Consider the following 26857-nt stretch of genomic DNA (forward strand, 5'->3'; position numbering starts at 1 on the left):
AGACTTGGCGTATGAGAGCAGAATTCGTCGTGGGCGGCCTCACCCTGGTCGGTGACCTGCGGGTGCCGGAGGGCGGGGGGCCGCGTCCCGGGCTGGTGTTCACGGGTCCGTTCACCGGGGTGCGCGACCAGGTCACCGGCCTGTACGCGGCCCGGCTGGCGGAGCGGGGCTACGTGACGCTGTCCTTCGACCACCGCAACTGGGGCGAGTCCGGCGGGGAGCCGCGCCGGCACGAGGATCCGCAGGGCAAGCTGCACGACCTGCGGGCGGCGGTGTCGATGCTGCGGTCGCGGCCGGAGGTGGATCCGGAGCGGGTCGGGGTGGTGGGGATCTGCCTGGGCGGCGGATATGCCCTGAAATTTGCTGCTTTCGATCCCCGGGTGCGGACTTTTGTCGGCATCGCCGGGGCGTACAGCAACCCCTACGCCCTGCGGACGGACATGGACTACCCGGCCGTGCTCGGCTCGCTCACGGAGGTGCTGGAGCGGCAGGACCAGGGCGGGCCCGTCGCGTACGTGCCCGTCGTCGCCGAGAGAGCCGAGGCCGCGACGCCGGGCGACGAGCCGTACGCCTACTACGGCTCCGAGCGCGGCGCCTCGCCCCACTGGGCGAACGAGGTGACCAGGGCGAGCGTGCGCGAGCTGATCACGATGGACAACATGATGGGGGCCGACTTCCTGTCCCCGAAACCGGCGCTCATCGTGCACGGGGTCGTCGACCGGTTCTGCTCGCCGGAGGGCGCCGAGGAGGCGTACAAACGGCTCGACGAGCCGAAGGAGCTCGTCTGGGTGGACGCCAAGCAGCACACCGACCTCTATGACCAGGAGCCGTACGTCACCAGGGCCGTGGACGCGACGGCCGCCTTCCTGGAGAGGCATCTCTGACCGCTCGGCGAGGAGGTGCTGAAGGCCTGTCCAGGAAAGTACCGCATGTGAGGGATGAAGCCGCCGAATCGGGCATTAATCCCGTAACCCCTGCAGACTCGACGGGGGTTGCGCATGCGTACAAAGTGGGCGGCCTGGGTGGGCCTGGCGCTCGTGGCGGCCTGCGGCGCCGAGCGGGCGCCGACCGTGCCCGTCGCGGTGCGGGCCTCCGCCAAGGCGCCGGTCAAGGTGGCGCGATGCGTCATGAAATTTCCTGATAAACGGGCCGCGCGCGTGGCCCGCCAGCGCCTCGAGCACGACCTCTCCCGCTACCTGCGCACCCGCCCAGGCCGCATCGTGTACGGCGCCCACGACCTGGTCAGCGGGATCACCCTGGGCCAGGGCGAGCACCGGCACGACCTCATCACCGCCAGCGGCGCCAAGGTGGACATCGTAGCCGCGCTGCTCCAGCGCCGCCACGCGAGCGGCCTCAGCGAAGGAGACCGCGACCTGGCGGAACGCATGATCACGGAGAGCGACAACAAGGCGGCGGACGCGCTCTGGTCGCGGGTGGGCGGGGGCGGCGCCATGAGCACCTTCTACCGGCGGATGGGGATGAGAGAGACCACACCGGGGCCCGGCATCTACTGGGGCGGCACCACCACCAGCCCCGCCGACCGCATCCGCCTGCTGGACGTCCTGATCGGCGGCGGCGAAGGGCTGCGCGCCGCCGATCGCCGGCTGCTGCTGGGGCTGATGGGCCGGGTACGCAAGGAGCAGGCGTGGGGCGTCAGCGCCGCGGCCCGGCCCGGCGACCGGGTGGCCCTGAAGAACGGCTGGACCCCGCGCCCGTTCATCCACAACACGTGGGCCGTCACCAGCTACGGCCGCATCCAGGGCCCCGGCCGCGACCTGCTGCTGTCGGTCCAGACCGACCAGCAACCCGGCCACGGCGCGGGCGTCCAGACCATCGAGCGGGTGGCCCGTACGATCGGCGCCCGCCTCGACGGCCTCTCCCCGACCTACACCCGCCCCTGCCCCACCAACCCCATCCCCTGAACCTTGCGGCACCCCTCGGTGCCTACGCCCGGTGGGCCAGGGCCTCCTCAGGGATCTCTTTGGGCACCCCGCGCAGCCCTGCCAGCGCCAGCCCCGCGACCACGGCCAGCAGCGCCGCCGTGACCAACGACGTCACATGCACACCCGCGAGGAACGCCTCCTGCGCGGCCCGGACGAGCTGGCCCGCCTGGCCGGGCGGCAGGCCGGTGGCCGTCTGCAGCGCCCCGGCGATCGACTCCCTCGCGGCCGCGCCGTCCACCCCGGCGGGCAGTTCCAGGTTCGCCCGGTAAGCGCTGGTCAGCACCGTGCCGAGGATCGCGATGCCGAGCGCCCCGCCCAGCTCGAACGCCGTCTCCGACACCGCCGACGCCGCCCCCGCCCGTTCCCTGGGCGCGGTGGCCAGCACGTTGTCGTTGTTCACCGTGAACGCGAACCCGACGCCCATGCCGCCGATCACCATGACGGGCAGCAGGGCGAGGTAGTTCAGCTCGGTGCCGAGGGTGGCGTAGTAGAGGAACGAGCCCGCGTTCATGGCCAGGCCGAGCGCGACCACGCCGTTGCGGCCGATGAGGTTGATCAGCTTGGCGGCCAGCACCCCGCCGACGGCGCCCGCCAGGCCGCCCGGCAGCTGGGCCAGCCCCGCCTGCAGCGGCGACCAGCCGAGCACGAGCTGCAGGTACCACGCGAACATCAGCATCATCGCCGACATCGCGAAGATCGCCAGCAGGTTCGTGGCGATGGACGCGCTGAACGCCCTCCTGCGGAAGAGCCGCACGTCGATCAGCGGTTCGGCCAGGCGCGTCTGCCGCCACACGAACACCGCCAGCAGCAGCACGCCGGCCACGCCCGCGGCCGCCACGTCGGCGTGGCCGAGCCCCTTGTTCGCGGCCTCCTTGACGGCGTAGATGGCCGTCACGACGCCGCTGAAGGACAGGACGACGCTGGGCAGGTCGAGCCGGCCCGCGTCCGGGTTGCGCGACTCGGGCAGCACCAGGGCGCCGCCCACCAGCACCAGCAGCATGATCGGTACGTTGATCAGGAACACCGAGCCCCACCAGAAGTGATCGAGCAGCACGCCGCCGACGACCGGGCCGATCGCGAAGCCCGCGGCGCTCATCCCGCTCCAGACGCCGATGGCCGCGGTCCGCTCGCCGGGCTCGGTGAACACGTTGCGGATGATCGACAGCGTGGACGGCATGATCGTCGCCCCGGCGACGCCCAGCAGCGCCCTGGCCGCGATCAGCAGCTCGGGGCTGGGGGCGTACGCGGTGACCACGGAGGCGGCGCCGAACGCGACCGCGCCGATCAGCAGCAGGCGCTTGCGGCCGATGCGGTCGCCGAGGTTGCCCATGGTGACGAGCAGGCCGGCCAGCGCGAAGCCGTACATGTCGCCGATCCACAACAGCTGCGTGGAGGTGGCGCCCAGGTCGGCCACCAGGCGCGGCAGCGCGAGGTGCAGGACGGTCAGGTCGAGGGAGAGCAGGAGTGTGGCCAGGCAGGCGATCGCCAGCGCGGCCCATCTGTTCGTCATGCCGCTCACGGTCGTGGGAGCGGCTGACGGCCGGCCTACCGCTCGCTGACCAACCGGCTGATCTCGCTCAGCCCGGCCGCGATGCGGGTGCGGGTGTCCTCGGCGCTGTACCAGTCGTCGGGGCATTCGGCCCGCGCCCGGGTGAGCAACGCCTGCGCCTCGTCGAGGTCGCCGCGGCGCAGCGCCACCTCGCCGAGGCCGAGGTGCGCCCACGCGAGGGTCTCCATGGAGCCGTTCCTGCTCGACAGCTCGGCCGCGAGCACGTAGTCGGCCTGCGCGGCGTCCGTGGTGTCCATGCAGAGCAGCGCGTCGGCGCGGCGGCACAGGCTCTCGGCGATCTCGGTCGTGGCGCCCAGCTCGCGCGCCATCGCCAGTGCCTCGTCGGCCAGCGCGTACGCGGTGTCGTAGTCGCCGCGCTCGTGGTGGAACTCGCAGAGCCCGGACAACACGAGCGTCGTGCCCCAGCGCTCGCCGATGGCCCTGAACGCGGCCAGGCTCTGCTCGAAGTGGGCCAGCGACTCCTCGGGCCTGTCGAGGGCCTGCAGGACGAACGCGGCGCCGACGTAGGACAGCGCCTGCTGCCAGGGCGGGAGCTCCTGCACGATCCGTCTGATCTCGTCGAAGGCCTCCCGGAAGTCGCCGGGAGGCCCGGTGAACATCGACAGCAACATCATCATGAACTCGATCCGCACCGGCATGTAGTCCCAGTTCACCAGCCGGCGCACCTCGGCCAGCCGCTCGCGCAGCCCGTCGTCGGCGCCTCCCGCCCAGGCCGTGACGAGCACGCACATGACGTATTCCTCGTCCAGGTCGGGCGGGCGCCGCGAGCCGAGCTCGGCCAGCAGCCCGGCGGCCAGGCCCGCGCTGGTGGCGCGGTGACCGCGCATCCACCAGTAGCAGGCGCTGTGGGCCAGCAGCCGCAACGCGACCTCCAGCCGCCCTGCCTCGGTGGTCCAGCGCACGGCGGCGTTGACGTCGTCGCTTTCCTCGTCGAACCGGGCCAGCCACTCCAGCTGCTCGCCCGTGCGCAGCCACGGGTCGGCCTCCATGACGAGGTCGAGGTAGTAGCCGGCGTGCGCGTCGCGGATCGCCTCGACCTCGCCGGACTCGGCCAGCCTCTCGGCGCAGTAGGCCCGGATCGTGTCGAGCATGCGGTAGCGCCCGTCGACCACCTGCACCAGGGACTTCTCCGCCAGCGAGAACAGCACCTCCTCCGGCAGCCCGCACACCCGCTCGGCCGCCGTGGGCCGCGCGCCGCCCACGAACACGGTCAGCCTCCTGGCCAGCCGCTGCTCGTCCTCGTCGAGCAGGTCCCAGCTCCACGCGACGACCGCGCGCAGCGTCTGGTGCCGGGGCAGCGCCGTGCGGCTCCCCCGGGTCAGCAGCCGGAACCGGTCGTCGAGCCGCGCCGCGATGTCGGCCAGCGGGAGTGTGCGCAGTCGCGCCGCGGCCAGCTCGATGGCCAGCGGTAACCCGTCGAGCGCCCGGCAGATGCCCGCCACCTGGGCGGCGTTGCCCGCGTCGACGGCGAAGCCGGGCGCCACGGCGGAGGCGCGGTCGGCGAACAGCCGGACGGCGGGATAGCTGAGCGGGTCGCCCGACTCCGGCGGAGGCGACCGCAGCGGCGCCACCGGCAGGATCGACTCGCCGGTGATGCCGAGTGCCTCCCGCCCGGTCACCAGCACCCGCAGCCGGGGAGAGGAGGCCAGCAGCAGGTCCGTCAGCTCGGCGGTGGCCGCGATGAGGTGCTCGCAGTTGTCGAGGACCAGCAGCAGCCTGCGGCCGGCCAGCGCGGTGACGAGCCTGGTGGCCGGGTCGACGGCGGGCCGGTCGGAGGCGTGCGTCACGGCGTCGCGGATGCCGAGCGCGGCGAGGACGGCCGCCGGAACGTCGGCCCCGTCGGAGACCTGCGCGAGCGGCACGAAGCACACGTCGCCCGCCTCCTGGCCGGCCGCCTCGATCGCGAGGCGCGTCTTGCCCGCGCCGCCCGGCCCGATCAGCGTGACGAGCCGGTGCTCGCGCAGTCTCGCCGCCACCTGCTGGAGCTCGTCGGCGCGGCCGACGAAGCTGGTGAGCTGGGCGCGCAGACCCTGCCGCGAGCTCTGCCCGGTCGCGGGCGCGGCCGAGGCGCCGAGCGCCGGGTCGGCCCTGAGCACGGCCAGGTGCGCGGCGGCCAGCTCGGCTCCCGGCTCGACCCCCAGCTCGTCGTCCAGCAGCTTCCTGGCCTCGTCGTAGACGGCCAGCGCCTCCGCCTGGCGGCCGCTGCCGTAGAGCGCGCGCATGAGCTGGGCCCGCAGCCGCTCGCGCAGCGGGTGGGCGGCGGCGAGCCGGCTCAGCTCGGCGACCAGCTCGCGGTGCCTGCCCAGGTCGAGGTCGGCCTGCACCCGGTCTTCCGTGGCCGACAGGCGCAGCTCCTCCAGCGCCGTCGCGGCGGCCACCGCGTGCGGGGCGTCGGAGAGCGGGGTGCCACGCCACAGGTTCAGCGCCTCGCGCAGCAGCGCCGCCGCCCGCTCAGGGTCGCCGCCGGCCAGGGCCTGCCCGCCCGCCCGCGCCAGCTGCTCGAACCTGCACGCGTCGACGTCCTGCGGATCGGCCACCAGCCGGTATCCGGCCGGATGGAACTCCACCAGATGCCGGCCCAGCGCCCTGCGCAGCCGGGACACCTGCGACTGCAGCGCGTTGGCCTCGCCCTCAGGAGGGCTGGGGCCGTACATGCCGGCCACGAGTTGCTCCGCGCCGACGATGCGGCCGGCGTGCAGGGCGAGCAGGGTCAGCAGGGCGCGCACGCGGGGACCCCCGAGCGCGACCTGCTCGCCGTCCTCGCCCAGCACGGCGGTGGGCCCGAGGATCTGGAAGCGCATACCCCGATTATCGCGGGCGCGGCGGCCGGGATGTAGCGAGCAGCGCGTCGAGCACACCGGCGGCGAGTGCGAGGGCGTGGCCGGGCGCGGGGCAGGGGCGGATGCCGGAGCCGAAGGTCAGGTGCGGGCTCGGGCCGCGCGCGGGGTCGAACCTCTCGGCGTCGGCGAACACGTCGGGGTCGCGGTTGGCGGCCACCAGGTCGATCGTCACCGTCTCACCGGTCCTCGTGTCGAGCCTGCGGGTGGCCCTGAGCGGCGGGTCCTGCCTGAGCGTCTCCTCCAGCAGCGCCCAGGGGTCGTCGCCGGGCTTCGCGTGCCGGAGCGCGTTCTCGATCAGCCCTTCCGTGGCGGCGTGACCCTGCAGCAGCAGGGTGATCACGGAAACGTCCGCCAGCGTGAGCAACTGCGCGACGGCGGCGTCGGCCTGCGGGCTCTCCTCGCCGGACAGGTAGCCGGACGCCGCAGCGGACACGGTGGTGGACACGGTGGTGGACACGGTGGTGGACACGGTGGTGGACACGGTGGCGGTGTCCTCGACACCGAGCGCGGACGCGAGCACGGCCGTGGGGACGCCCCGCCAGTCGCCGTCCCGCTCCTCGGTCATGGCCGCGGCCGCCCGCCTCAGCTCGGCGGGCTCCAGCCCGGCCAGCAGCTCGACCAGGGCTCGGCGCCGCCCGGCGTGGATCTCACCGGTGCTGAACCGTGACACCTGGGCGCGCAGCCAGGCGAGCGTCCCCTTCGCGCCGTCCTGGCGTACGGGAGGCGGCACGTACGCGGCGTCGTCGAGCACGGCACGGGCCTCGGCATGACGGGTGATGTGCATGACGTCACGCTAGAGCGGGATCGTTTCGCCGGCGCTCGAAGCATGCCGTCAGGCGGCCAGCCGTTCCTGGCGCTCCGGCGGCCCGGCCTCGGCGGACCTCGCGGGGGCCGTGGTCCGGGCGGCGCTCCGCCGTCCGGCGAAGGCCAGCGCCATCACCACGATGAGCAGCATCTCGGCCACCACGAGCCCCCGCTCCAGCAGCCCGTAGTAGGCGGCGCCGTCGATCAGCGGCGAGGTGATGGAGGCCGGGTGCGCCGCCAGGTAGAACGCCAGCGACAGCGCGGAGGTCACGCTCAGGGCCTTGACCGCGTTCCAGCCGGGCGCCGCCGCGCGGCCCCTGGCCAGGCTCCAGCCGGCGACCGGCAGCGAGGTGAAGACCACGGCCGCCGCCCAGCGGTGGATCTCCCCGGAGAGCGTGCCGATCTGCGACGACCCTGGGTCGGTGGGGAAGATCGCGCTCATCATCAGTCCCGCCGCGCCGGCCAGCAGCAGGACACGGGCGGCCGCGGTGCGCGCCGGCTCCGTGGACGCCAGCCCGTACGCGAGACTCAGGCACGCTCCCGCGAGTGCCAGCATCCCGATCAGTACGGGCGCCAACCCGCCGGAGACCAGCGCGTAGTCGCTGATCAGCGGCTGCACGGGCAAGGTGATCTCCGCGTAGGCGAGGGCGCAGAAGGACACCACCGTGCCGATGACGGTGCCCCACACGGTCTGCTGCCGGGTCATAGCGCCACCTCGTCATAGATCGTCTCAAACCGGGCCAGCGACGTCTGGTCGTCGTGGGTGAGCGCCAGCTCGCGGCTGGCCTTGCCGAGCCTGGCGCGCAGGCCGTCGTCGGTGAGGATGCCCGTCAGGCGCCTGGCCAGCGTGGCCACGTCACCCGGCTGGTACAGGTAGCCGTTGCCGTCCACCAGGTGCGGCAGCGCCATCGCGTCGGCGGCCACCACGGGCAGCCCGGTGGCCATGGCCTCCAGCGTGGCGATGCTCTGCAGCTCGGCGATGCCCGGCATGGCGAAGACGTCGGCGGACGCGTACGCCTGGGGCATGATCTCGTCGGGCACGAAGCCGAGGAAGAACACCCGATCGCCCACGCCGATGCGCTTGGCCAGCCGCTCCAGCTCCATGCGCTGGTTGCCCCGGCCGACCAGCACCGCCTGCGCGTCGGTGTCGTTCAGCACGATCGGCAGCGCGCGTACGATCTCGTCGATGCGCTTCTCCTCGTCCAGGCGGCCGACGAACATGACGGTGGGCCGGTCGGGGAGGTCGAACGTCCTGCGGGCCCACGCCTTGGGCTCGGAGTGCGGGCGGAACCTGGTCAGGTCGATGCCGCAGGAGACCGGCTCCACCTCGCGACCGAAGCCCTGTTCGGACAGGAGGTGGGCGGCCAGCGGGGTGGGCGTGGTGATGTGGTCGGCGCGGTTGAAGATCCGGCTGAAGTCGCGCCAGGCCAGCTTGCCCGCCCTGGCCCGCAGCCGCTCGGGGATGTGGCCGAACTGGAAGAGGTTGTCGGGCATGAAGTGGTTGGTGGCGACCACGGGCACGCCCGCGCGGCGGGCGGCGGCGATGGCGGCCCGGCCCACCACGAAGTGGCCCTGCGTGTGCAGCACGTCGGGGGCGATCGAGGCGATGAGGCGGTCGAGCCTGGTCGGCACGGTGACCCGCATCGTGGGGTGGACCAGCAGCGGAGCGGAGCGCAGCCGGTGGACCACCACGCCGTCCTCCACGTCGGCGCTGGCCGGTCCCACCTCCGACTGGCAGACCACGTGCACCTCGTTGCCGCGCGCGGCCAGGCCGGTGGCGAGGCGGTGGGTGAAGTAGGCGGCGCCGTTGACGTCGGGCGGGTAGGTGTCGCTCGAGATCAGGATCCGGCGTGGGCGTTCGGCGGCCGGGGCGAGGGCCGGCTGCTCGGTGACGCTGTGCAGGGGCATGGCCATGAGAGTGACTCCAATGATGAGAGGCCAGGGGAGGGCCGGTGAGACGTACGGGACAGATCAGGCAAGGTCGCGGTGTGCCTCCAGCGGGCTGGTCCGTGCCAGGGCGACGGTGCCGGCGGCGGTGAGCGCGGCGGCCGCGACCGGCAGGACTCCGGTCGGCAGCGGCTCGCCGAGCAGCAGCGCGCCGAAGGCCACCGCGGTCAGCGGGTCGGCGATCTGCAGCGAGGCGAACGAGACGCCGAAGTGCCCGACGGCGTAGGCGCGCTGGAGCATCATCAGCGCCAGCAGGGCGGGGATCGGCAGCGCCAGCAGGTACCACCAGTTCCACGCGCCGTCCACCAGCACGCGCACGAGGGTGGCGGTGGCGCCGTACAGGACGCCCGAGCTGGTCGCCAGCAGCGCCGCCCGGCCCGCGGGCGAGACCGCCCGCGAACCGGCCCACAGCAGGACCGAGGCGACGCCGGCCACGCCCAGGAGCGTGAGCACGCCGGTCGGGCTGAGGTAGGTGGGGCCGTGCGACTCGGGAACCAGCAGGACCAGGCCGATCAGCCCGGCCGCCACCACGCCGGCGGCAGCCAGTTCCCTGCGCGACGGCCTGCGGCCGTGCAGCGTGGCGGCGATGGGCAGGGCGAACAGCAGGCTGGCCACGCCCATCGGCTGGACGATGGTCAGCGGGCCCAGCCCGAGCGCGACGATGTGCAGGCCACCACCCGCGAGAATGGAGGCGCCGCCGATCAGCCAGCGCGGCCTGCGCAGCAGCGCGAGCAGCCCGGGCTTGGCGGTGCCGACCGCCTCGAACTGCTGGAGGGCGGCTCCGAGCGCGAAGAACAGCGAACCGACCAGGGCTATCACCGCGGCCAGCACAGTCATGCGCACTCCTTTCAGACGGATGGTCGCCGGGCAGGGTCAAACGGGTGTGTCCGTGGGAAGACGTTCAGGGGAAGGCTGGATGGCGCGGCGCTTCCTGATCCACCGCACGATCTCGACGGCCGCGGTGACGGACACCGCGATGCCCAGCCCGAGCAGCAGGCCCTTGATGGGGTCGTTCTCGAACGCCATCCCGCCGAAGAAGCCGATCAGGCCGGAGTACACCGCCCACGAGCTCGCCGCGATCACGTCGAAGAACGTGAACGAGCGCAGCGGGTGCCGGACCGCGCCCATGGTCAGCGTGGTCGCGGTGCGCCCGCCGGGGATGTACCTGGCCACGACGAGCACGAGCCCGCCCCGCTCTTCCAGGGCGCCGCGCGCCCAGACGAACGCCTTCTTCTCCCGCAGCCTCCCGCCTGACGTCTTGCCGATCAGGTAGGAGATGTGGTCGCCCGCGAAAGCTCCCAGAGCCGCGACGATGATCACCAGCGCGAGGTTCGTCTCGCCGGACGCCGCGAACACCCCGGCGGTGATCACCGACGTCTCGGCGGGCACGATGGGGAAGAACCCGTCGAGCAACGCCAGGCCGAAGAGCACGGCGTACAACCATGGTGACGCCATGGCCTGTTGAACCAGGTCGAGAATGGCGTGCGACATAACAGGGGCTCCGATCGTCAGGGCACTCACATAGCGTGTCGGCGCTGGACCGTGGGGAACATCGGGGATGCCCCCGGTCGAACGCGGGCCCATCCCCGATACGGGTCAGGGCCTGTACCCCATGAAGGTAGAAACTCCGCAGGTCACGGCACATCGGACGATCGGCACGCACCGCCCCCTACTTTCGTCAGGGTCGCGGTGCGACCTTCCGATGACACCATTGATCCAACCCGGATCGGCCCTTCCGGGCACCAGTGCAGATAGGCGCTTTCACGGTGGGGTTAGCTCTACTCCGGCGGTGACCCGAGCCCCACCCCGACTTTCGTCAGGGGTGTCACCTGCCGTCCGTGGAGGGCGCCGGCCGGCACGCGGCGGATAACGTCGACGCCGTGAAGCACCTGCGCCCCCTCCGCCGCGAGACCCGCCGCAAGCTGGTCTACGACCTGCTGCTGTGGGCCGTGCTCAGCGTCTTCGTGTCCGCCATGGGGCCCGACCCTTTCCTGGACCCCGCGGGGTTCGCGATGATCACCGTGCCCAGGCTGGTGCTCGCTGCCGCGGCCGTGCTGGTCGGCCGGCGCTGGCCGCTGGCCGCCCTGGTGCTGCTGCTGCCGCTCGGGCCGTGGCAGTTCACCGAGGGATTCGCGACCGTGGACCTGAGCTGGCTGCTGCCCCGGCGCAACGTGAAGATCCTTCCCCTGCTGCCCACGTCGCCCTTCATCGTGTGGTACGCCTACCTCACCGGGCGGCGCATGACCAGGGCTTGGCCGGCGCCGGCGGCGTTCTGCCTGGTCACGATCGTGGGCGTGGGCGTGGTCCTGGCCAGGGGCAGTGACCTGGCCCTGTGGCTCTCCATGACCACCGCGCTCATCGGCACCTACCTGGTGCCCTACCTGCTCGGGCTGCTCAGGAGGAGGCTGCTCCAGCAGCGGCGGGTGGCCAGGCTGTCGGTCGAGGCCCAGGCCAGGCTGCGCGAGCGGGCCAGGATCGCCCGCGACATGCACGACTCGCTCGGACACGACCTGGCGCTGATCGCGGTCAGGGCGGCCGGGCTGGAGCTGGCTCCCGGGCTGGGCCCCACCGAGGTCAAGGCCGCGGGCGAGCTGCGGGTCGCCGCCGCCGACGCCACCGAGCGGCTGCGCCAGATCATCGGGCTGCTGCGCGAGGATGCCGACGCGCCGCCGCTGGCGCCCGCGGACGAGGACGTGACCGAGCTCGTACGCCGGGCCAGGGACTCCGGCATGAAGGTCGACCTCGACCTGATCCACGGGGCGGTGCCCGGCCTGGCACGCGCGGTGGTCCAGGAAGGGATCACCAACGCCGCCAAGCACGCGCCGGGAGCGGCCGTGCAGGTCGGCGTCTCGCCCGAGCGGATCACCGTGCGCAACGGGCCGCCGCGCTCCCGGCCCACCGCGCAGCCCGGCGGTCTCGGGCTGGCGGGCCTGCGCGAGCGCGTACGGCTGGCCGGCGGCTCCCTCACCGCGGGCCCGATGTCCGAGGGCGGCTACGAGCTGGCCGTGACCCTCCCCCACGCGGGGGAGGAGGATCCCCGCGGCTCGGGAGGTGACGAACGGCCGGGCGCGCGACGCTCCCTCCATGACCACTGAACAGGGACCGGCGATCGGCCGCGTCACCGCGGCGATCGTGACGGTCGCCGCCATGCTCCCGTACCTCACGCTGAAGATCCTCTGGCTGACCGGAAGCTCCGTCGGGGTCACCGAGCCGGACCTGATGAACGATGCGGCGATGGTCGGGCTCAACGCTATGACCTTCGGCATGGACGCCGTCGGGCTGCTGCTGGTGGTGGCCTTCACCACGCGCTGGGGCATGCGGCTGCCGGCCTGGCTCGTGTTGCTGCCGCTGTGGGTGGGCACGGGCCTGCTGTCGGTGGTGACCGTCACGGCGCCGATCCTGGTGGCGACCGACGGGATCGCGGTGTTCAGCGGCGGCGCCATCGAGGCGTGGGTCTACATGATGGTCTACGGCGGTTTCGTCGGGCAGGGCATCGGCCTGATGACGACCTTCGTCCTCTACGCCCGCGACCGGTGGCCCGCGATCTTCACCGCGCGGCTCGGACACGCCTTCCCCGGCCCTGCCGAGTCGTTCCAGAGGGTCGTGGCCTGGGGAGCGCTGCTGGTCACCACGGTGGTCGCCGGGGCGCGCCTGTCGTGGACGTTCGGCGCGCCCGCCGTGGCGGTCGTCATGGACGGGTTCAAGGCGCTGCTCGCCCTCGCCGGGGCCGTCGCGTTCGTGGCCGTCGTCCGGCGGCGCGGGAACAGCCCGTTCTGGCGGCTGCTCGTGCCGGTCTGGCTCGGCTCCGGCTCGTTGTTCGGCTGGGGCCTCTACGCGATGATCGTCAGCTTCGCCGGAGGTCCGCTCGCCGGTGGAGGCTCGGGAGCGGTCGGCCTCGTGGAGCTGTTCGGCATGCTGACCGGGCTGGTCATGGGGATGAGCGGGGCGTACGTGCTGGCCGAGCGGTCAGGCGTGGGCGACGTGCAGCCGCTTGAGGAGCCGCTTGAAGGCGACGATCGAGATGGTGATCGCCAGGCCGCTTATCACGGCCACCGCTGACGTCCGCAGCACCATGTACGAGCCGAGCGAGCCCGCGACATATTCGTAGACGGCCAGGCAGATGCTCAGAGACGAGTTCATCAGCAGCACGAACGCCCACAGCAGCGTGATCCTGGCGAAGAACCTGCGCACCCGCTCGTGTTTGAGCACCGCCGACGGCAGGTGGATGTAGTCGAGCGTGAGCTTCTGCACGAGCGGCCTGTTCAGCCGCACGGACGCGAGGAAGACCATGCTGATGCAGATGGTGCCCATCTCCGGCTGGATGAAGAACCACATCCAGGTGCCGGTCCAGAAGGCCACGATCGCGCGGATGGTGATCGCGAACGCCGCCAGATACATGGTCGCGGGCACCTTGATCCGCCTGACCAGCCGCCACGCCACCCCGAAATAGACCCAGGCGACGGTCATGACGAGCGCCCACTGGAATCCGAGGACGACCATGGCCAGGTAGAACACCACCAGCGGCGCCACCACGCTTTCGAGCAGCTTGGGTGCAGCCTGCCGGGCGAGCGCCGTGAGGCGTGGAAGGGTGACCTGAGGGTGGTTCAAGGCTGCTCCGCAGATAGGCCGACGATCAGCGACTACCCGGGCCTCGCAGGACCAGGCTCTCCAGATGGACCGCTCGTGGTAACCAGAGCGTCATCAGCGCCGTCCCGGGAAGCGGGCCGGTGGCCTACCGTACCCGAGGCCGGCTGATGCGACTGCCTCCTTCGGCACGTTCCCGCTGTTCCATACGGATTCGGCTGGGTGTTGAACCTGGCGTTCATCCGAGTGACGCGGTGGCGAGCTTCGCGCCGAACCCGACGAAGACGACGCCGACTCCCGAGGTCAGCCCCGCGCCCAGCTTCCTGTGCCGGCGGAACTGGCCGGCCAGGAACGTGCCGCCGAAGATCAGGGCCGTCAGGTAGAGCACGCTGAACACCTGGATGATCGCGCCCAGGATGGCGAACGACAGCGCGGGGGCCGGATAGGCGGGGTCCACGAACTGGATGAAGAACGAGACGAAGAACAGGATCGCCTTCGGGTTGAGCAGGCTGATGCCCAGGGCCTTGAGGAACGGCCGAAGGCGGCGTTCGCGCTCCTCCTGGGGCCGCGTGGTGGCGTCCCCGCCGGGGGCGGCCCGCCAGGCCCGCACCGCGCCGCGGATCATCTGGAAGCCGATCCAGGCCAGGTAGCCGGCGCCCGCGTACTTGACGATGGTGAAGAGCAGCGGGGTGGAGCGGAGCAGGGACGCGGCGCCGGCGGCCGCCAGGACCATCAGCACGGTGTCACCGACGAACACGCCCGCGGCGGCCCGGTAGCCCTGCCGGACACCGTGCCGGGCGGCGAGGCTGAGCACGTACAGCGAGTTCGGGCCCGGCAACAGAATGATCAGGAAGGCGCCGATGACGTAGGCCCAGAAGTCGGTGATGCCGAAGAACATGCGGGCTGCCCTCCGCGAACGCTTGCTGGTGACACATCACGATATCGCCTGGTTTGTCCAACCCTCATGGTCTCGTGTGGCGGAGACGTGTTTGGGTCTTGTAAGGCTCTTGAGTCAAGGTTACGATCGCCGCGAATACTTAGGAAAGTTTCCTAAAAGATGGAATCCACCGGTTCGCGCTGACACCTCCGACGCCCGTGCCACCTCCCCACGGGCCGTGCCGTACGCCTTGCGCTCTCACCCCCCCGGCGCAAGGCGTACGGCACGCACACCCCCCAAGGAAGAACCGTGAGACTTCGGCCGATTCTCCTGGCGCTCGCGACCCTCGCACTCAGCCTGACCGCCCCGCCCGCCCACGCCGCCTCCGCCACCGCGACCTTCGTCAAGGTCTCCGACTGGGGTTCGGGTTTCGAGGGCAGGGTCACCGTCACCAACGGCACCTCCACCACCATGAACGGCTGGAACGTCCAGTTCGACGTCCCGGCAGGCTTCTCCATCCCGTCCGCGTGGGACGCGGTCATGTCGAGGAGCGGGCAGCACTACACGTTCACCAACCCGTCCTGGGCGTCGCCGCTGGCCGCAGGGGCGAGCGTGAGCTTCGGCTTCAACGGCAGCCCGGGCAACTTCCCCGGGGTCTCCGGCTGCACGCTGAACGGCGCTCCCTGCGGCGACTCCGGTGCGGATCCCGGCGGGCTCGGCGAGGTCGGCGGCATCACGCTGACCTCCACCACCGCGACCAGCGCCGCGCTGAGCTGGAGCGCCGTCCCCGGCGCCACCGGCTACAAGGTCCGGCTCGACGGTGGCGCTGCCGTCACCGTCACCGGCACCACGCACACGCTCACCGGCCTGGGCCCCTGCACCTCGCACACGGTCACGATCATCGCGACGGACGCCTCGGGTGACGGCCCCGCCGGTGATCCCTTCGGCTTCACCACGGCCGGCTGCCAGAGCGGCACGCTGCCCAGGCACTTCCTCACCGGCTACTGGCACAACTTCGTCAATCCCGCCGTCGAGCTCAAGCTGTCGGCCGTGCCCGACGAGTACGACCTGATCGCGGTGGCGTTCGGCGAGGCCACCGCCACCCCGGGCGAGGTCGTGTTCGGGGTCGACCCCGGACTGGCCACGGCGCTGGGCGGCTACACCGACGCCCAGTTCAGGGCGGACGTGCAGGCGCTGAAGCAGCGCGGTAAGAAGGTCATCCTGTCGGTCGGCGGCGAGGCCGGGCGCGTGCAGGTCGCGAGCGCCGCGGCCGCCACGCGGTTCGCCGACTCGGTGTACGCGCTGATGCGGAGCTACGGCTTCGACGGAGTGGACATCGACCTGGAGAACGGTCTCAACGCCACCTACATGGGTCAGGCGCTGAGGTCGCTGCGCGCCCAGGCCGGTTCCGAGCTGATCATCACCATGGCCCCGCAGACCATCGACATGCAGTCGACCGGGATGGAGTACTTCAAGCTCGCCCTGTCCATCAAGGACATCCTCACCGTCGTCCACACGCAGTTCTACAACTCCGGCTCGATGCTCGGGTGCGACCAGGCCTTCGCGTACGCGCAGGGCACGGTCGACTTCATCACCGCGCTGGCCTGCATCCAGCTCGAGAACGGGCTCCGTCCCGACCAGGTGGCGCTGGGCCTGCCGGCCGGGCCGGGCGCCGCGAACGGGGGCGTGGTGCCGCCCTCGGTCGTCAACCGGGCGCTCGACTGCCTGGCCGAGCGGACCGGCTGCGGGACCTTCGTGCCGCCGCGCGCCTACCCGGACATCAGGGGCGCGATGACGTGGTCCATCAACTGGGACGCGAGCAACAACTGGTCCTTCTCCAAGACCGTCAAGCCTCACCTCCAGGGAATGCCATGAAATTTCGCCGCAAAATGCTCGCATTAGCCACCGGCGTCGCCCTCGCCCTGACCGGCCTGGCCACCAGCGGGCCCGCCGCCCACGCCGCCGGCACGGTGCGGCACATGGCCGCCGCCTGGGCCCCGGGGACCGCGTACGCCACCGGCGCGGTCGTCACCTACAACGGCGTCGACTACGTCTGCCTGCAGGGCCACACCTCGCAGACGGGCTGGGAGCCGCCCGTCGTGCCGGCGCTCTGGAAGCCCACCTCGGGCGGCGACCCGGACCCCGATCCCGGCGCCCCCGGCACGCCGGGCACGGTGAGCACGTCGGTCACCAACTCGAGCATCTCGCTGCGCTGGGGCGCCGCCGGCGGCACCGTGACGGGCTACCGCGTGTACGAGGGCTCGACCCGGCGCGCCCAGGTCACCGGTACCAGCGCCACCATCTCCGGGCTCGGCGCGTGCACGACCCACACCTACACCGTGAAGGCGTACAACGCGGCGGGCGAGTCGGCAGGCCGCGACGCCACCGCCACCACGTCGGGCTGCACCGGTAACAACCCCAGCAAGATGCCCGGCGCCCCCTACCTCTACATGGGCTGGGGCAACCCGCCCAACCCCGGCGCCGTGATGGACGCCACCGGCGTCAAGTCGTTCACCATGGCGTTCATCCTGTCCAGCGGCGGCTGCACCCCGGCGTGGGACGGGCAGCGCCCGCTGACCGGCGGCGCCGACCAGCAGGCGATCAACACGATCAAGTCGAAGGGCGGCAGCGTCCAGATCTCCTTCGGCGGCTGGCAGGGCAACAAGCTCGGCCCCAACTGCTCCTCGCCGCAGGCGTTCGCGGGCGCGGTGCAGCAGGTCATCAACGCCGTCGGCCCGGCCGTCGTCGACTTCGACATCGAGAACACCGACGAGTTCGAGAACTACACGGTCCAGGACCGCATCCTGAACGCCCTCAAGATCGTCAGGCAGAACAACCCGAACGTCAAGATCGTCGTCACCTTCGGCACCACCAGGACCGGCCCGAACGCCCACGGCGTCCGCCTCATCAACCAGGCCAGGGCCCTCGGCGTCCCGATCGACAACTTCACGATCATGCCGTTCGACTTCGGCAGCTCCAACATCTACCAGGACACCGTCAACGCCTCCGAGGGCCTGAAGAACGCGCTCAAGAACGCGTACGGCTGGTCCGACGCCCAGGCGTACGCCCACATGGGCATCTCCGGCATGAACGGCCTGTCCGACCAGCAGGAGCTGACCTCGCCCGGCACCTGGACGCAGATCCGCGACTGGGCCAGGTCCAAGGGCCTGACCAGGCTCGCGTACTGGGCGGTCAACCGTGACCGGCCCTGCCCCGGTGGCGGCGTGACCTCCAACTGCAGCGGCATCGCGCAGTCCGACTGGGAGTTCACCAGGACCACCGCCGGCTTCTGACCCCGCGCGAATCCGGCCCGCCCCTTCGCCGGGGCGGGCCGGGCCAGGAGGAACGTCATGAATCTCCGAGCGGCGACGGCCGCGCTCGTCCTGGGACTCACCACGCTGCACGCCGCCCCGGCCCAGGCCGCGAACATCCTGCCCAACCCCGGCTTCGAGTCGGGCCTCAGCGGCTGGACGTGTTCCGCCGGGGCGCAGGCGGTGGCGTCCCCCGTGCGCGGCGGCGCCTCCGCGCTCCGGGCCACCCCGCAGGGCAGCGACCTCGCCCGATGCGGCCGGCAGGTCAGCGTGCGGCCGTCGGCGGCGTACACGCTGTCGGCCTGGGTCCAGGGCGGTTACGTCTTCCTCGGCGCCACGGGTACCGGCGGCGCCGACCCGCAGACCTGGGGTTCGCCCGGCGCGGCCTGGACCCGGCTGCACACGACCTTCACCACGGGCCCGTCCACCACCTCCGTGACCGTCTACCTGCACGGATGGTACGGCCAGGGCCCCTACCTCGCCGACGACGTCGTCCTCGACGGCGCCTCCGGCGAGCAGGACACCTCGGCGCCCAGCGTGCCGGGCGGCGTGTCCGCCGGCGGGGCCACCGCCACGAGCCTCGACGTCACCTGGTCGGCCGCCACGGACGACGTGGGCGTCACCCGTTACGAGGTGTCGCGCGACGGCGGCTCGCCCGTGGCCGTCACCGGGACGAGCCACCGGGTGACCGGGCTGAGCGCGGACACCACGTACCGCTTCAGGGTCCGTGCCTGCGACGCGGCGGGCAACTGCTCCGCCTACAGCCCCGAGGCGAGCGGCACCACCACCGCCGCCGGGAACGGGGGCGACGGCGGGCTGCCCGAGCGGGTGCTGGTGGGGTACCTGCACGCGTCGTTCGCCAACGGAGCCGGATACGTCAGGATGAGCGACGTCCCGCAGGAATGGGACGTCATCAACCTCGCCTTCGGCGAGCCCACCTCGGTCACCTCGGGCGACATCAGGTTCAGCCTGTGCCCGGCCGCCGAGTGCCCCGGCGTCGAGTCCGACGCCGACTTCGCCGCCGCCATCAGGGCCAAGCAGGCGCAGGGCAAGAAGGTGCTGATCTCGATCGGCGGCCAGAACGGCCAGGTGCAGCTCACGACCGCGGCGGCGCGCGACGCGTTCGTCGAGTCGGTCTCGGCCGTCATCGACAGGTACGGGCTCGACGGCCTGGACATCGACTTCGAAGGCCACTCGCTCCACCTCGACCCGGGCGACACCGACCTGGACGCCCCGACCACGCCGGTCGTCGTCAACCTCATCGCGGCGCTGAAGAGCCTCAAGAGCCGCTACGGCGACGGATTCGTGCTGACGATGGCGCCGGAGACGTTCTTCGTCCAGCTCGGCCACCAGTTCTACGGGCCGGGCCCGAACGGCGCCGCCGACCCCAGAAGCGCCTCCTACCTGCCGGTCATCCACGCGATGCGCGACGACCTCACCCTGCTCCACGTGCAGGACTACAACTCCGGGCCGATCATGGGCCTGGACGGGCAGTACCACACCATGGGCGGGCACGACTTCCACGTCGCCATGACCGACATGCTGCTGGCCGGCTTCCCGATCATGGGCGACGCCGGCAACGTGTTCCCGCCGCTGCGCCAGGACCAGGTGGCCGTCGGGCTGCCCGCCTCGGTCAACGCGGGCAACGGATTCACGACCGTGACGGAGGTGCAGAAGGCGTTCGGCTGCCTGGCCACGGGCACCGGCTGCGGAACGTACCGGCCGCGTGGCGTCTATCCGGGGCTGCGGGGCCTGATGGCTTGGTCGATCAACTGGGACCGGCACAACGGGTTCGAGTTCTCCCGGAGCCACCGGGCGTACCTGGACGGGCTCACCTGACGCGGACGAGCTGGGTGGGCTTGAGCGGGACGCCGAGGCCGGGCGGCCGGTAGGTGGGCAGGGCCTCGCCGTACTCGTGCATCCAGGCGTGGTCCACCAGCATCCGCATCCGCCCGGCGGGCGGCACCCGGCCGGGCCCCGCGGGGGCGACCCGGCCGATCATCCGCGTCACGGCCGCCACCACGAGTTCCGTGTCAGGAGCGGACAGGTCGCAGTGGTCGTCAGGCCCGATGAGCAGGTCGACGTCGGGCGGCAGCGGGTAGATGGGGCGCGGCAGGGCGAGCACGCGCGGCGGCGGGGCCATCGGCCAGCCGTCGCGCACCGCCTCCAGCAGCACCGAGCGCGACGTCTTGTGCGCGAACAACCCGTCGGCCAGCGCCCAGCTCAGCGCGCCCACGTCGGAGCGGTCCTCGCCACAGGCGTGCAGGCACAGGTACGGCACCAGCGGAACCCCCGCACCGCCCGCCTGCGCCCAGCCGCCGCCGCACCCGGTGAGCACCAGCAGCGCCAGCATCGCCCGGTAGGCGGTGTCGGCATGCGGCGTCTCCAGCCGCCCGGGCACGATCACGCACTCGCCGCGCGTCTTCTCCGCCGTCACGCCCAGCTCCCGCGCGATCTTCACCGCCCGCGACGCGGCCACCCCGGTGCAGGCCTCCTGCCAGGCCGGCGTGTACGGCTCCGCACGGTCGTCGTAGCCGCGCGGCCACACGCCCGGCAGCCGGGGCCTGGCCACCCCGTAGACGGCCAGCAGCAGGTCGAACACCGTCGTCACCAGCTCGCCGCCCTCGCGCAGCACGGGCACGCCGCGCCGCAGCACCCCCGGGCCGTCGTCGAAGCGCGGCAGCAGCACCTCCACCGCCTCGCCGCCGTACACGCTGAGCCGGTCGCAGGCGCCGCCCGTCAGCCCGCCCGGCACGTACGCCTCCTCGCGGTCGCGCAGCCGTACCAGGAGCGGCAGATCGGTGTGCTCCATCGCCTGCCCGGCGAACGGCGTGCGGTCCAGGAAGAACTCCTTGAGCAGCACGTGCCCCATGGCCATGGCCAGCGCGCCGTCCGTGCCGGGCCGCACGACCAGCGTCTCGTCGGACAACCGCGTCGGATGCGTGCCGATCGCGACCACCTTCTGGCCCTTGTAGCGGCCGGCGATCACCCAGGGCGTGTCCGCCGAGCGTACGAGCCGGTTGTTCTCACCCCACAGCAGCACGTACGCCGCCCGCGCCCAGTCCTCGGCGCGTGACGGACCGGCGAAGCGCGGCCCCAGCACCTGCTCGGGGGCGCACGGGTGCTCGGTCAGCACCGCACCGCCGAGCTCGCCGACCAGGCGCGCCAGCGGGGAGCTGGCCAGCGCCGCCACCCGCTCGGGCCCGTGCTCGTCGGCGGTGTGCACGATCGCCGCCGCCACCAGCTCGGCGGCCGTCGCGTCGTCGAGCGGCACCCGCCGCTCACCCCTGGCCCGCTGGTGTTCCTGTGAGTTGGCTGTGAGTTTCGCCCAGGCCGCGACCGGGTCGCGCAGCCCGTTCCTCACCTCGAAATAGAGCCTGACCAGTGCCTGGTTGACCTGCGATCCCCCCATGCGAAGAGTTCAACACAAAGAGTGATGCCGTATCGCTATACGTGTCGGCATGTCGGGGATAAGAATCGGAACCCCTGGTGGCGGCGGCGCTCCGGGTGCGGCAGGCTATATCTCGCCATGGATTACGCAGTTCTCACGGGCATCGTCCTCGTCACCGGTGTCGTGCTCGCCCTCGTCGCCCAGTGGCGCGACTGGCGGCCGCCGCTCCTTGTCGCCGTCGCCGTGGGCATCGCCGTACGCGTGCTGATCATGTACACGTCGGCGATCGATTCGTGGCAGCCCGTCGACTTCGTGGAGAGCTTCAAGCCCGCGGGCGAGGCCGTGCTGCGGGGCGAGGACCCGGTGCTGGCCAGCGAGGGCGGCTGGCACTTCCTGCCGACGATCCCCTACGCGTACGGCATCCTGCTGTGGCTCGGCATCCCGTGGGAATACGCCGGGCGCCTGGTCACCGTGGTCGCCGACATCGTGCTCATCCCGCTGGTGGCCAAGCTGGCCGGCGGTCCCAAGGCGTCGCTGCGGGCCTTCCAGTACGCGCTCAACCCGCTCGCCCTGATGGTCGCCTGCATCCATGGCCAGGTCGAGCCGGTCGCGCTGATGTTCGGCGTCGCCGCGTTCGTGGTGGCCAGAGGGCCGGGCGCGCCCGAGCGTCCCGGGATGACCACCGACGTGATCGCGAGGGTGCGCGCGGGCCTGGCCGCGCACGGCGTCCGGGCCTCCGTCCCACGGGTGATCGGCCGCGGGGGCATGCTGCACCGCTCGCTGCTGCCGGGCGAGGACGACCGCGCCGACCTCAGACGGGGCGCGCTGGCGGGCCTGCTGATGGGCCTGGCGCTGTGCGCCAAGAGCTGGCCCATCTGGCTGATCCCCGGCATGCTGCTGCTCCTGCCCCATCTGCGCGCCCGCGTCGCGGCCCTGTTCGCGACCGGGCTGGTGCCCGTCTTCTTCCTGGTGACGCTGCCGATTTTCGCGGGCACGTCGCTCGACCAGATCCCGGCGGTCATCCACACCATCCAGGACATCCGGCCCATCGTCGGCGAATGGGGCTGGACGCCGTGGCTGACCGAGGGGCAGTGGGCGCTCCGGCCCGACCTGGCCTCGTTCGGCACGAAGCTGATCTACGTGAGCGTCGTCGCCGCCGTGCTCTACTGGCGGCGGGCCGACCCGGTCGACATGACGATCGCCGTGCTGCTGGTCTTCATGGTCATGACGCCCCGGCTCGGCGCCCAATACCTCATGTGGTTCATGCCGTTCCTGGTCGCCAGGCCCACGAGGTTCGCCTGGCCGGCCATCATCGGCGCCTCGCTGTGGGCCGGCTACGGCTACCTCTACATGACGCAGTTCGACTTCAACGGGTGGTGGCTGCAGCACGCCGACTGGTCGCGCGCCTCGATCCTGCTGCTGCCGATCCTGGCCCTGGCCATGCCCTGGGGCCGCCGCCGCGTGGCGACGGCCCCAGGTCGGGTCCCGTCTCAGGGGTGTTCCGGCGAGTCGCGGATCACGTCACCGGCATAGGCGCCCCCACAACGTGATCCACTGGTCGGGGTGCACGTGTCCCACGACGGCGTCGCGGGACACGCCGGCCGCCGCCAGCGCGGTGTCCACCCCGTCATACCTCGCCTTCAGCGATGCGCGCACCGACCCGCCCACGCCGCCGAACCCCACCTCGACCAGCTCCTGGTAGGAGCTGCCGCCGCTCACGAGCGGCTCGGGCCTGCGCTGGATGCGCAGGATCGCCGAGTCGACCGACGGGACGGGCCGGAAGCTCTCCCTGCCGATCGTGTCGCCCAGCTTCCAGCTGAACCACGGCCACGACTCGACCGTGACCAGGCTCCAGCGGCCGTAGCCGCCCGCGCGCTTGCGGGCGTACTCCCGCTGCGTGAGCAGCGTGGCCGAGGTCAGGGCCGGTGCCCGCAGGCACCAGTCGACGATCTTCGACGTGATCGAGTAGGGGATGTTCCCCACGACCGCGAACGGCTCCCGCGGCGCCCTCACGGTGGTGAAGTCGCGCCTGACGATGTCGATCCTCGGGTCGCTGCGGGTGCGCGAGGCCAGGCGCCCGGCCAGCCGGGGATCGACCTCGTAGCCGACCACCTGGGCGCCCGCCTCGGCCAGCGCCAGGGTGAGCGCGCCCTCGCCGGGGCCGGGCTCCAGCACCAGCCCCTCCGGGCCGGCGGCCTTGACCATCAGGTCGACGGCATGCCGGTCGACCAGGAAGTTCTGCGAGAGCGTGCGCCGCGCCCGATCCACGGGCGTGCGGCCGTCACCGCTGTTCCTGGCCTTCTTCTGAGTGTGTGAATAGTTTCCGTGTGCGTAATTCCGCGCCACAGCACTGCCCTTCCGGGTCCTCGAGACAACGGGTTGCTCGAAGGGCCCTGGGCACGCGCGCGGACGCCCAGCCTCAGGTGATCGCGTCCGCTAGCGGGCCAGAGCCCGGCTGCGGCGGATGCGGATGAAAACCTGGCAGGTGAACATGCATGACATGGGGCTGACCCTAAGCCGACCCTCGGCGACTGGGCAAAACATTTAATCGGTCGCGCCGGCGAGGGCCGGACCGCGATGGAGTGCGTGCGGCCAGCGGTCGTGCCGCCGTCGCTCGCGCGCGGGCGCGTATCCGATTCCGACAAGACTCCCGCCCTCGCCCTGGGTAGCGTCGCCGTGACGACCGACGTTCCACCTCTGAAGGACCAGCCGACATGGACATGCTCGACCGCGCACGACGCTACCTGGACCTGAACGCCAGGCTGATCGACCGGCTGCGCTTCGAGGCGCTGTTCGGCGACGGACCGCGTGAGCGGGTGCTCGACGTGCTGCGCTGCTACCAGAACGCCGACGGCGGCTTCGGCAACGCGCTGGAGCCCGACCTGAGAGGCCGGGGCAGCCAGCCCGAGCCGGTCGAGGTGGCGTTCTGGATCCTCGACGAGCTCGACGCCTTCGACTCCCCGATGGTGCCCGCGGCCTGCGACTACCTCGCCCAGGTCAGCGCCGAGGACGGCGGCGTGCCGTTCGTGCTGCCGTCGGTCAGGAACACGCCGAGAGCCCCATGGTGGGAAACGGCCGACGACCCTCCGGGCAGTCTCGTGCCCACCGCGTCGATCGCCGCGCTGCTCCACAAGCACGGCAGCACCCACCCGTGGCTGGCCGCCGCGACCGCGTTCTGCTGGTCGCGGATCGCCGAGATCGGCGAGACGAATCCGTACGAAGCCCGCGCCGTCGTGACCTTCCTCAACCTGGTGCCCGACCGGGACAGGGCGGAGGCCGAGTTCGCCCGGATCAAGGAGGCCATCCTCGCGACGGTCGTCCTCGACCCCCACGCCACGGGGGAGGCGCACTTCCCGCTGGACTTCGCGCCGGAGCCGCTGCGGCTGCCGCTGTTCACGCAGGACGTCCTCGACGTTCACCTCGACGCGCTCGCCGCCGCCCAGTCCGAGGAAGGCGGCTGGAACGGCAACTGGCTGATGTGGACGCCGCTGGTGGCGCACGAATGGGGCGGCTACATCACCGTCCACCAGCTGAAGACACTGCGCGCGTACGGACGGCTGAAGGGGTGAGGCCGTTCTGTCGGTGAGGCCGCGTATGTTGAGGGCATGTACGCGGAACGGCCTCCAGACCCCGATCTCGCCGGCCGTGTCGCCTGCGTGTGGCACCTGGTCAGCGAGACGGAGCAGACCCAGCTCGTCGTGCCCGACGCCTGCGTCGACCTCATCTGGGGCCCTCGCGGGCTGTTCGTGGCGGGCCCCGACACCGGGCCCATGCCGACGTCCATGGCGGTGGGTGACACGTTCACGGGTGTGCGGTTCCGTCCCGGCGCGGTGGGCGACTTCTTCGGCGTGCCCCTCCACGAGCTGCGTGACCGGCGCGTCCCCCTGTCCGACCTGCCCTTCCCTGCCGAGCGCATCGAGGAGGCCGCCCCGCGAGCCGGCGCGCGGCCGGCCGCCATGCGCGCCGAGGTGAGGCGGCGGCTGGCCGCGACCACGGGCGCCGACCCCGCGGGTTCCGCCATCACGAGGGCGCTCCGCGAGGGCCGCACGGTCGCGGAGGTGGCCTGGCAGCTCGGCTTCAGCGAGCGCCAGCTCCACCGCCGCAGCCTGGCCTCCTTCGGCTACGCGCCGAAGACCCTCCAGCGCATCGTGCGTTTCCAGCGCGCACTCGGCCTGGCCCGTGCCGGCGTCCCGCTGGCGGAGGCGGCCGTCACGGCCGGTTATGCCGACCAGAGCCACCTGTCCCACGACGTCAGGCGGCTGAGCGGCGGCTCCATGCGCCGCCTGCTCTCACCTGCGCGGCGGTCCGCCTGACACGAGGCTCTGCGCCCACCTGGCGCGTGGATCGCTGTCGATCAGCAGCGCCCGGGTCAGCAGGCTCAGCGGGATGGCGAGGATCGCGCCCAGCGGTCCCAGCACGAACGTCCACACGATCAGCGACAGGAACGTCATCGTGGTCGAGAGCCCCACCGCGTCCCCGAGGAACTTGGGCAGGATGAACGACTGCACCACGACGTTGATGACGCTGTAGGCGACGATGACCAGCACCATCGTCTGCACGCCGCCGTCCAGCAGAGCGAGCATGGCGGGCGGCACCAGCCCGATGACGAAGCCGATGTTCGGGATGTAGTTGGCGATGAGCGCCAGCACGCCCCAGAGCAGCGGCAGCGGCACGTCCAGCACCGACAGGGCGACCACGTCGAGGGTCGCGCAGATCAGCCCGAAGACGGTCGAGACGATCAGATAGCGCCGCGTCTTGTGCGCGAACGTGGCCAGCGCCGTCACCAGCTGCGGCCGATAGCCTTCACCGGTCGTCAGGACCTTCGACGTCACAGGCGCGTCGAGACACATGGCCAGCAGCAGCACGATGATGAGGAAGAGCGCGGAAAGAACGCCGATCAGGCTGCCGAGCAGGCTCTGCGCCAGGCCGAGGATCGACCCCGCGTCGAACGCCTGCAACATCTTGTCGAGCACGTCGTTGCTGACGCCGTGCGCGGCGGCCCAGGCCAGCGTGTCGGCGAGGAGCCGGTCGAACTGTGCGGCGTACGCCGGCAGCAGCGAGACGAGCTGGGTGACCGAGATCGTCAGGATGCCGACCATGCCCAGCAGCGCCAGCACGACGATGAGGAAGGGCACGGCGACCTGCAGCCACGTGGGCGCCCTCCTGGCGGCCAGCCACGTGCGCACCGGCGAGACGGCGATGACGAGCACGAGCGCCAGCACGACCGGGCCCACGATCGAGGCGACCTCGCGGATTCCGAAGAGGGCGACCACCGCGGCGGCGATTCCCACCATGATGATGAGCGCCCTGGGGACGGGTTGATCTGGCACGCCCCCCTACCTACCCGTACCCGCAGGGAGCACCGCCGATTTGACGGTTCCGAGAGGCGTACATAGAGTTCAGCAGTCCCACGAGAGCGGCGTTGATCGCCGATCTCACTCGGGGGCCACCCCCAGACACTGACCGACCTCGTGGATGTTCGCGTCCACTCTGAAGGGCTGGTAAGTTAGAGGGGTTGTCTCCGAAAGGGGGCGGCGCTTAATTCCCGCAGGTTGTGCAGGTCCGGTCAATTTGACAGGGACTTGAACGG

At 71.8% G+C, this 26857-nt stretch carries 22 protein-coding genes; 10 read left to right on the plus strand and 12 right to left on the minus strand.

All coding sequences use genetic code 11. The features are described 5' to 3' along the window. Window positions 1–11 precede the first annotated feature (11 nt). Together ACZ6SA_RS46220 and ACZ6SA_RS46225 are read left to right on the plus strand one after the other, a co-directional pair. Entirely contained in the window at window positions 12–884 is an 873-nt protein-coding gene (locus ACZ6SA_RS46220) for an alpha/beta hydrolase (RefSeq protein WP_465835600.1), read from the plus strand. A 114-nt stretch (window positions 885–998) separates the two neighbouring features. Further along, window positions 999–1922, plus strand: coding sequence for a serine hydrolase (locus tag ACZ6SA_RS46225; RefSeq protein ID WP_347649905.1), 924 nt, complete (start codon window positions 999–1001; stop codon window positions 1920–1922). A 22-nt stretch (window positions 1923–1944) separates the two neighbouring features. On the opposite strand, the gene ACZ6SA_RS46230 is transcribed toward ACZ6SA_RS46225, so the two are convergent. From ACZ6SA_RS46230 to ACZ6SA_RS46260, 7 genes are read right to left on the minus strand one after another with little or no spacing between them, the layout of a single operon-like run. Then, window positions 1945–3453 (minus strand): MFS transporter, encoded by a 1509-nt coding sequence (locus tag ACZ6SA_RS46230; RefSeq protein ID WP_465835602.1) that lies wholly within the window; start codon window positions 3451–3453, stop codon window positions 1945–1947. A gap of 35 nt (window positions 3454–3488) precedes the next feature. Further along, on the minus strand, window positions 3489–6314 hold the full coding sequence (locus tag ACZ6SA_RS46235; RefSeq protein ID WP_465835604.1) for an AfsR/SARP family transcriptional regulator: 2826 nt from the start codon (window positions 6312–6314) through the stop codon (window positions 3489–3491). Between the two features lie 7 nt (window positions 6315–6321). Then, window positions 6322–7137, minus strand: a complete 816-nt coding sequence (locus ACZ6SA_RS46240; protein WP_465835606.1) for a cytochrome P450 — start codon at window positions 7135–7137, stop codon at window positions 6322–6324. 48 nt (window positions 7138–7185) lie between these two features. Further along, window positions 7186–7863 carry a DUF998 domain-containing protein gene (locus tag ACZ6SA_RS46245; RefSeq protein WP_347649901.1) on the minus strand — a complete coding sequence of 226 codons (678 nt, stop codon included), beginning with the start codon at window positions 7861–7863 and terminating at the stop codon, window positions 7186–7188. After that, a complete protein-coding gene (locus tag ACZ6SA_RS46250; RefSeq protein WP_465835608.1) occupies window positions 7860–9071 on the minus strand; it encodes a glycosyltransferase in 1212 nt (403 codons plus the stop codon). Before ACZ6SA_RS46250 ends, ACZ6SA_RS46245 begins: the two co-directional genes overlap by 4 nt. Before the next feature lie 57 nt (window positions 9072–9128). Next, complete coding sequence (locus ACZ6SA_RS46255) at window positions 9129–9941, minus strand: DMT family transporter (protein WP_347649899.1); 813 nt, start codon at window positions 9939–9941, stop codon at window positions 9129–9131. Window positions 9942–9977: 36 nt separating this feature from the next. Then, the gene (locus ACZ6SA_RS46260; protein WP_347649898.1) at window positions 9978–10595 is read right to left on the minus strand and encodes a DedA family protein; all 618 of its coding nucleotides are present in this window, start codon (window positions 10593–10595) and stop codon (window positions 9978–9980) included. 389 nt (window positions 10596–10984) lie between these two features. Here ACZ6SA_RS46260 and ACZ6SA_RS46265 point away from each other — a divergent pair, with 389 nt between their 5' ends. Both ACZ6SA_RS46265 and ACZ6SA_RS46270 read left to right on the plus strand, forming a co-directional pair. Then, window positions 10985–12199: a sensor histidine kinase gene (locus tag ACZ6SA_RS46265; protein WP_465835611.1), complete on the plus strand. Its 1215-nt coding sequence runs from the start codon at window positions 10985–10987 to the stop codon at window positions 12197–12199. Beyond that, a complete protein-coding gene (locus tag ACZ6SA_RS46270; RefSeq protein WP_465835613.1) occupies window positions 12189–13163 on the plus strand; it encodes a hypothetical protein in 975 nt (324 codons plus the stop codon). Before ACZ6SA_RS46265 ends, ACZ6SA_RS46270 begins: the two co-directional genes overlap by 11 nt. Here the strand turns inward: ACZ6SA_RS46270 and ACZ6SA_RS46275 are convergent. Both ACZ6SA_RS46275 and leuE read right to left on the minus strand, forming a co-directional pair. After that, window positions 13071–13712: a VC0807 family protein gene (locus ACZ6SA_RS46275; protein ID WP_347649895.1), complete on the minus strand. Its 642-nt coding sequence runs from the start codon at window positions 13710–13712 to the stop codon at window positions 13071–13073. The genes ACZ6SA_RS46270 and ACZ6SA_RS46275 overlap by 93 nt on opposite strands. A gap of 214 nt (window positions 13713–13926) precedes the next feature. After that, window positions 13927–14586, minus strand: a complete 660-nt coding sequence (gene leuE / locus ACZ6SA_RS46280) for a leucine efflux protein LeuE (protein ID WP_465835615.1) — start codon at window positions 14584–14586, stop codon at window positions 13927–13929. A gap of 288 nt (window positions 14587–14874) precedes the next feature. Between leuE and ACZ6SA_RS46285 the strand changes: the two genes are divergently transcribed. From ACZ6SA_RS46285 to ACZ6SA_RS46295, 3 genes are read left to right on the plus strand one after another with little or no spacing between them, the layout of a single operon-like run. Continuing rightward, window positions 14875–16440 carry a chitinase gene (locus ACZ6SA_RS46285; protein ID WP_347649893.1) on the plus strand — a complete coding sequence of 522 codons (1566 nt, stop codon included), beginning with the start codon at window positions 14875–14877 and terminating at the stop codon, window positions 16438–16440. Window positions 16441–16454: 14 nt separating this feature from the next. Then, entirely contained in the window at window positions 16455–17858 is a 1404-nt protein-coding gene (locus tag ACZ6SA_RS46290; protein ID WP_347649892.1) for a carbohydrate-binding protein, read from the plus strand. 57 nt (window positions 17859–17915) lie between these two features. Beyond that, the gene (locus ACZ6SA_RS46295; protein WP_465835618.1) at window positions 17916–19715 is read left to right on the plus strand and encodes a chitinase; all 1800 of its coding nucleotides are present in this window, start codon (window positions 17916–17918) and stop codon (window positions 19713–19715) included. Here the strand turns inward: ACZ6SA_RS46295 and ACZ6SA_RS46300 are convergent. Further along, window positions 19708–21288, minus strand: coding sequence for a molybdopterin-dependent oxidoreductase (locus tag ACZ6SA_RS46300; RefSeq protein ID WP_347649890.1), 1581 nt, complete (start codon window positions 21286–21288; stop codon window positions 19708–19710). The genes ACZ6SA_RS46295 and ACZ6SA_RS46300 overlap by 8 nt on opposite strands. Window positions 21289–21405: 117 nt before the next feature. On the opposite strand from ACZ6SA_RS46300, the gene ACZ6SA_RS46305 reads away from it, so the two are divergent. Further along, window positions 21406–22800: a hypothetical protein gene (locus ACZ6SA_RS46305; RefSeq protein ID WP_347649889.1), complete on the plus strand. Its 1395-nt coding sequence runs from the start codon at window positions 21406–21408 to the stop codon at window positions 22798–22800. On the opposite strand, the gene erm is transcribed toward ACZ6SA_RS46305, so the two are convergent. Next, window positions 22789–23535: an ErmE/ErmH/ErmO/ErmR family 23S rRNA (adenine(2058)-N(6))-methyltransferase gene (gene erm, locus ACZ6SA_RS46310; protein ID WP_347649888.1), complete on the minus strand. Its 747-nt coding sequence runs from the start codon at window positions 23533–23535 to the stop codon at window positions 22789–22791. The two genes, ACZ6SA_RS46305 and erm, sit on opposite strands and share 12 nt — an antisense overlap. Window positions 23536–23981: 446 nt before the next feature. On the opposite strand from erm, the gene ACZ6SA_RS46315 reads away from it, so the two are divergent. Beyond that, window positions 23982–24836, plus strand: a complete 855-nt coding sequence (locus ACZ6SA_RS46315; protein WP_347649887.1) for a hypothetical protein — start codon at window positions 23982–23984, stop codon at window positions 24834–24836. Between the two features lie 36 nt (window positions 24837–24872). Beyond that, the gene (locus ACZ6SA_RS46320; RefSeq protein ID WP_347649886.1) at window positions 24873–25580 is read left to right on the plus strand and encodes a DUF6597 domain-containing transcriptional factor; all 708 of its coding nucleotides are present in this window, start codon (window positions 24873–24875) and stop codon (window positions 25578–25580) included. On the opposite strand, the gene ACZ6SA_RS46325 is transcribed toward ACZ6SA_RS46320, so the two are convergent. After that, window positions 25557–26597: an AI-2E family transporter gene (locus tag ACZ6SA_RS46325; protein ID WP_347649885.1), complete on the minus strand. Its 1041-nt coding sequence runs from the start codon at window positions 26595–26597 to the stop codon at window positions 25557–25559. The two genes, ACZ6SA_RS46320 and ACZ6SA_RS46325, sit on opposite strands and share 24 nt — an antisense overlap. Window positions 26598–26857: the final 260 nt, after the last annotated feature.

It is taken from the genome of Nonomuraea sp. NPDC049378, from assembly GCF_055586745.1.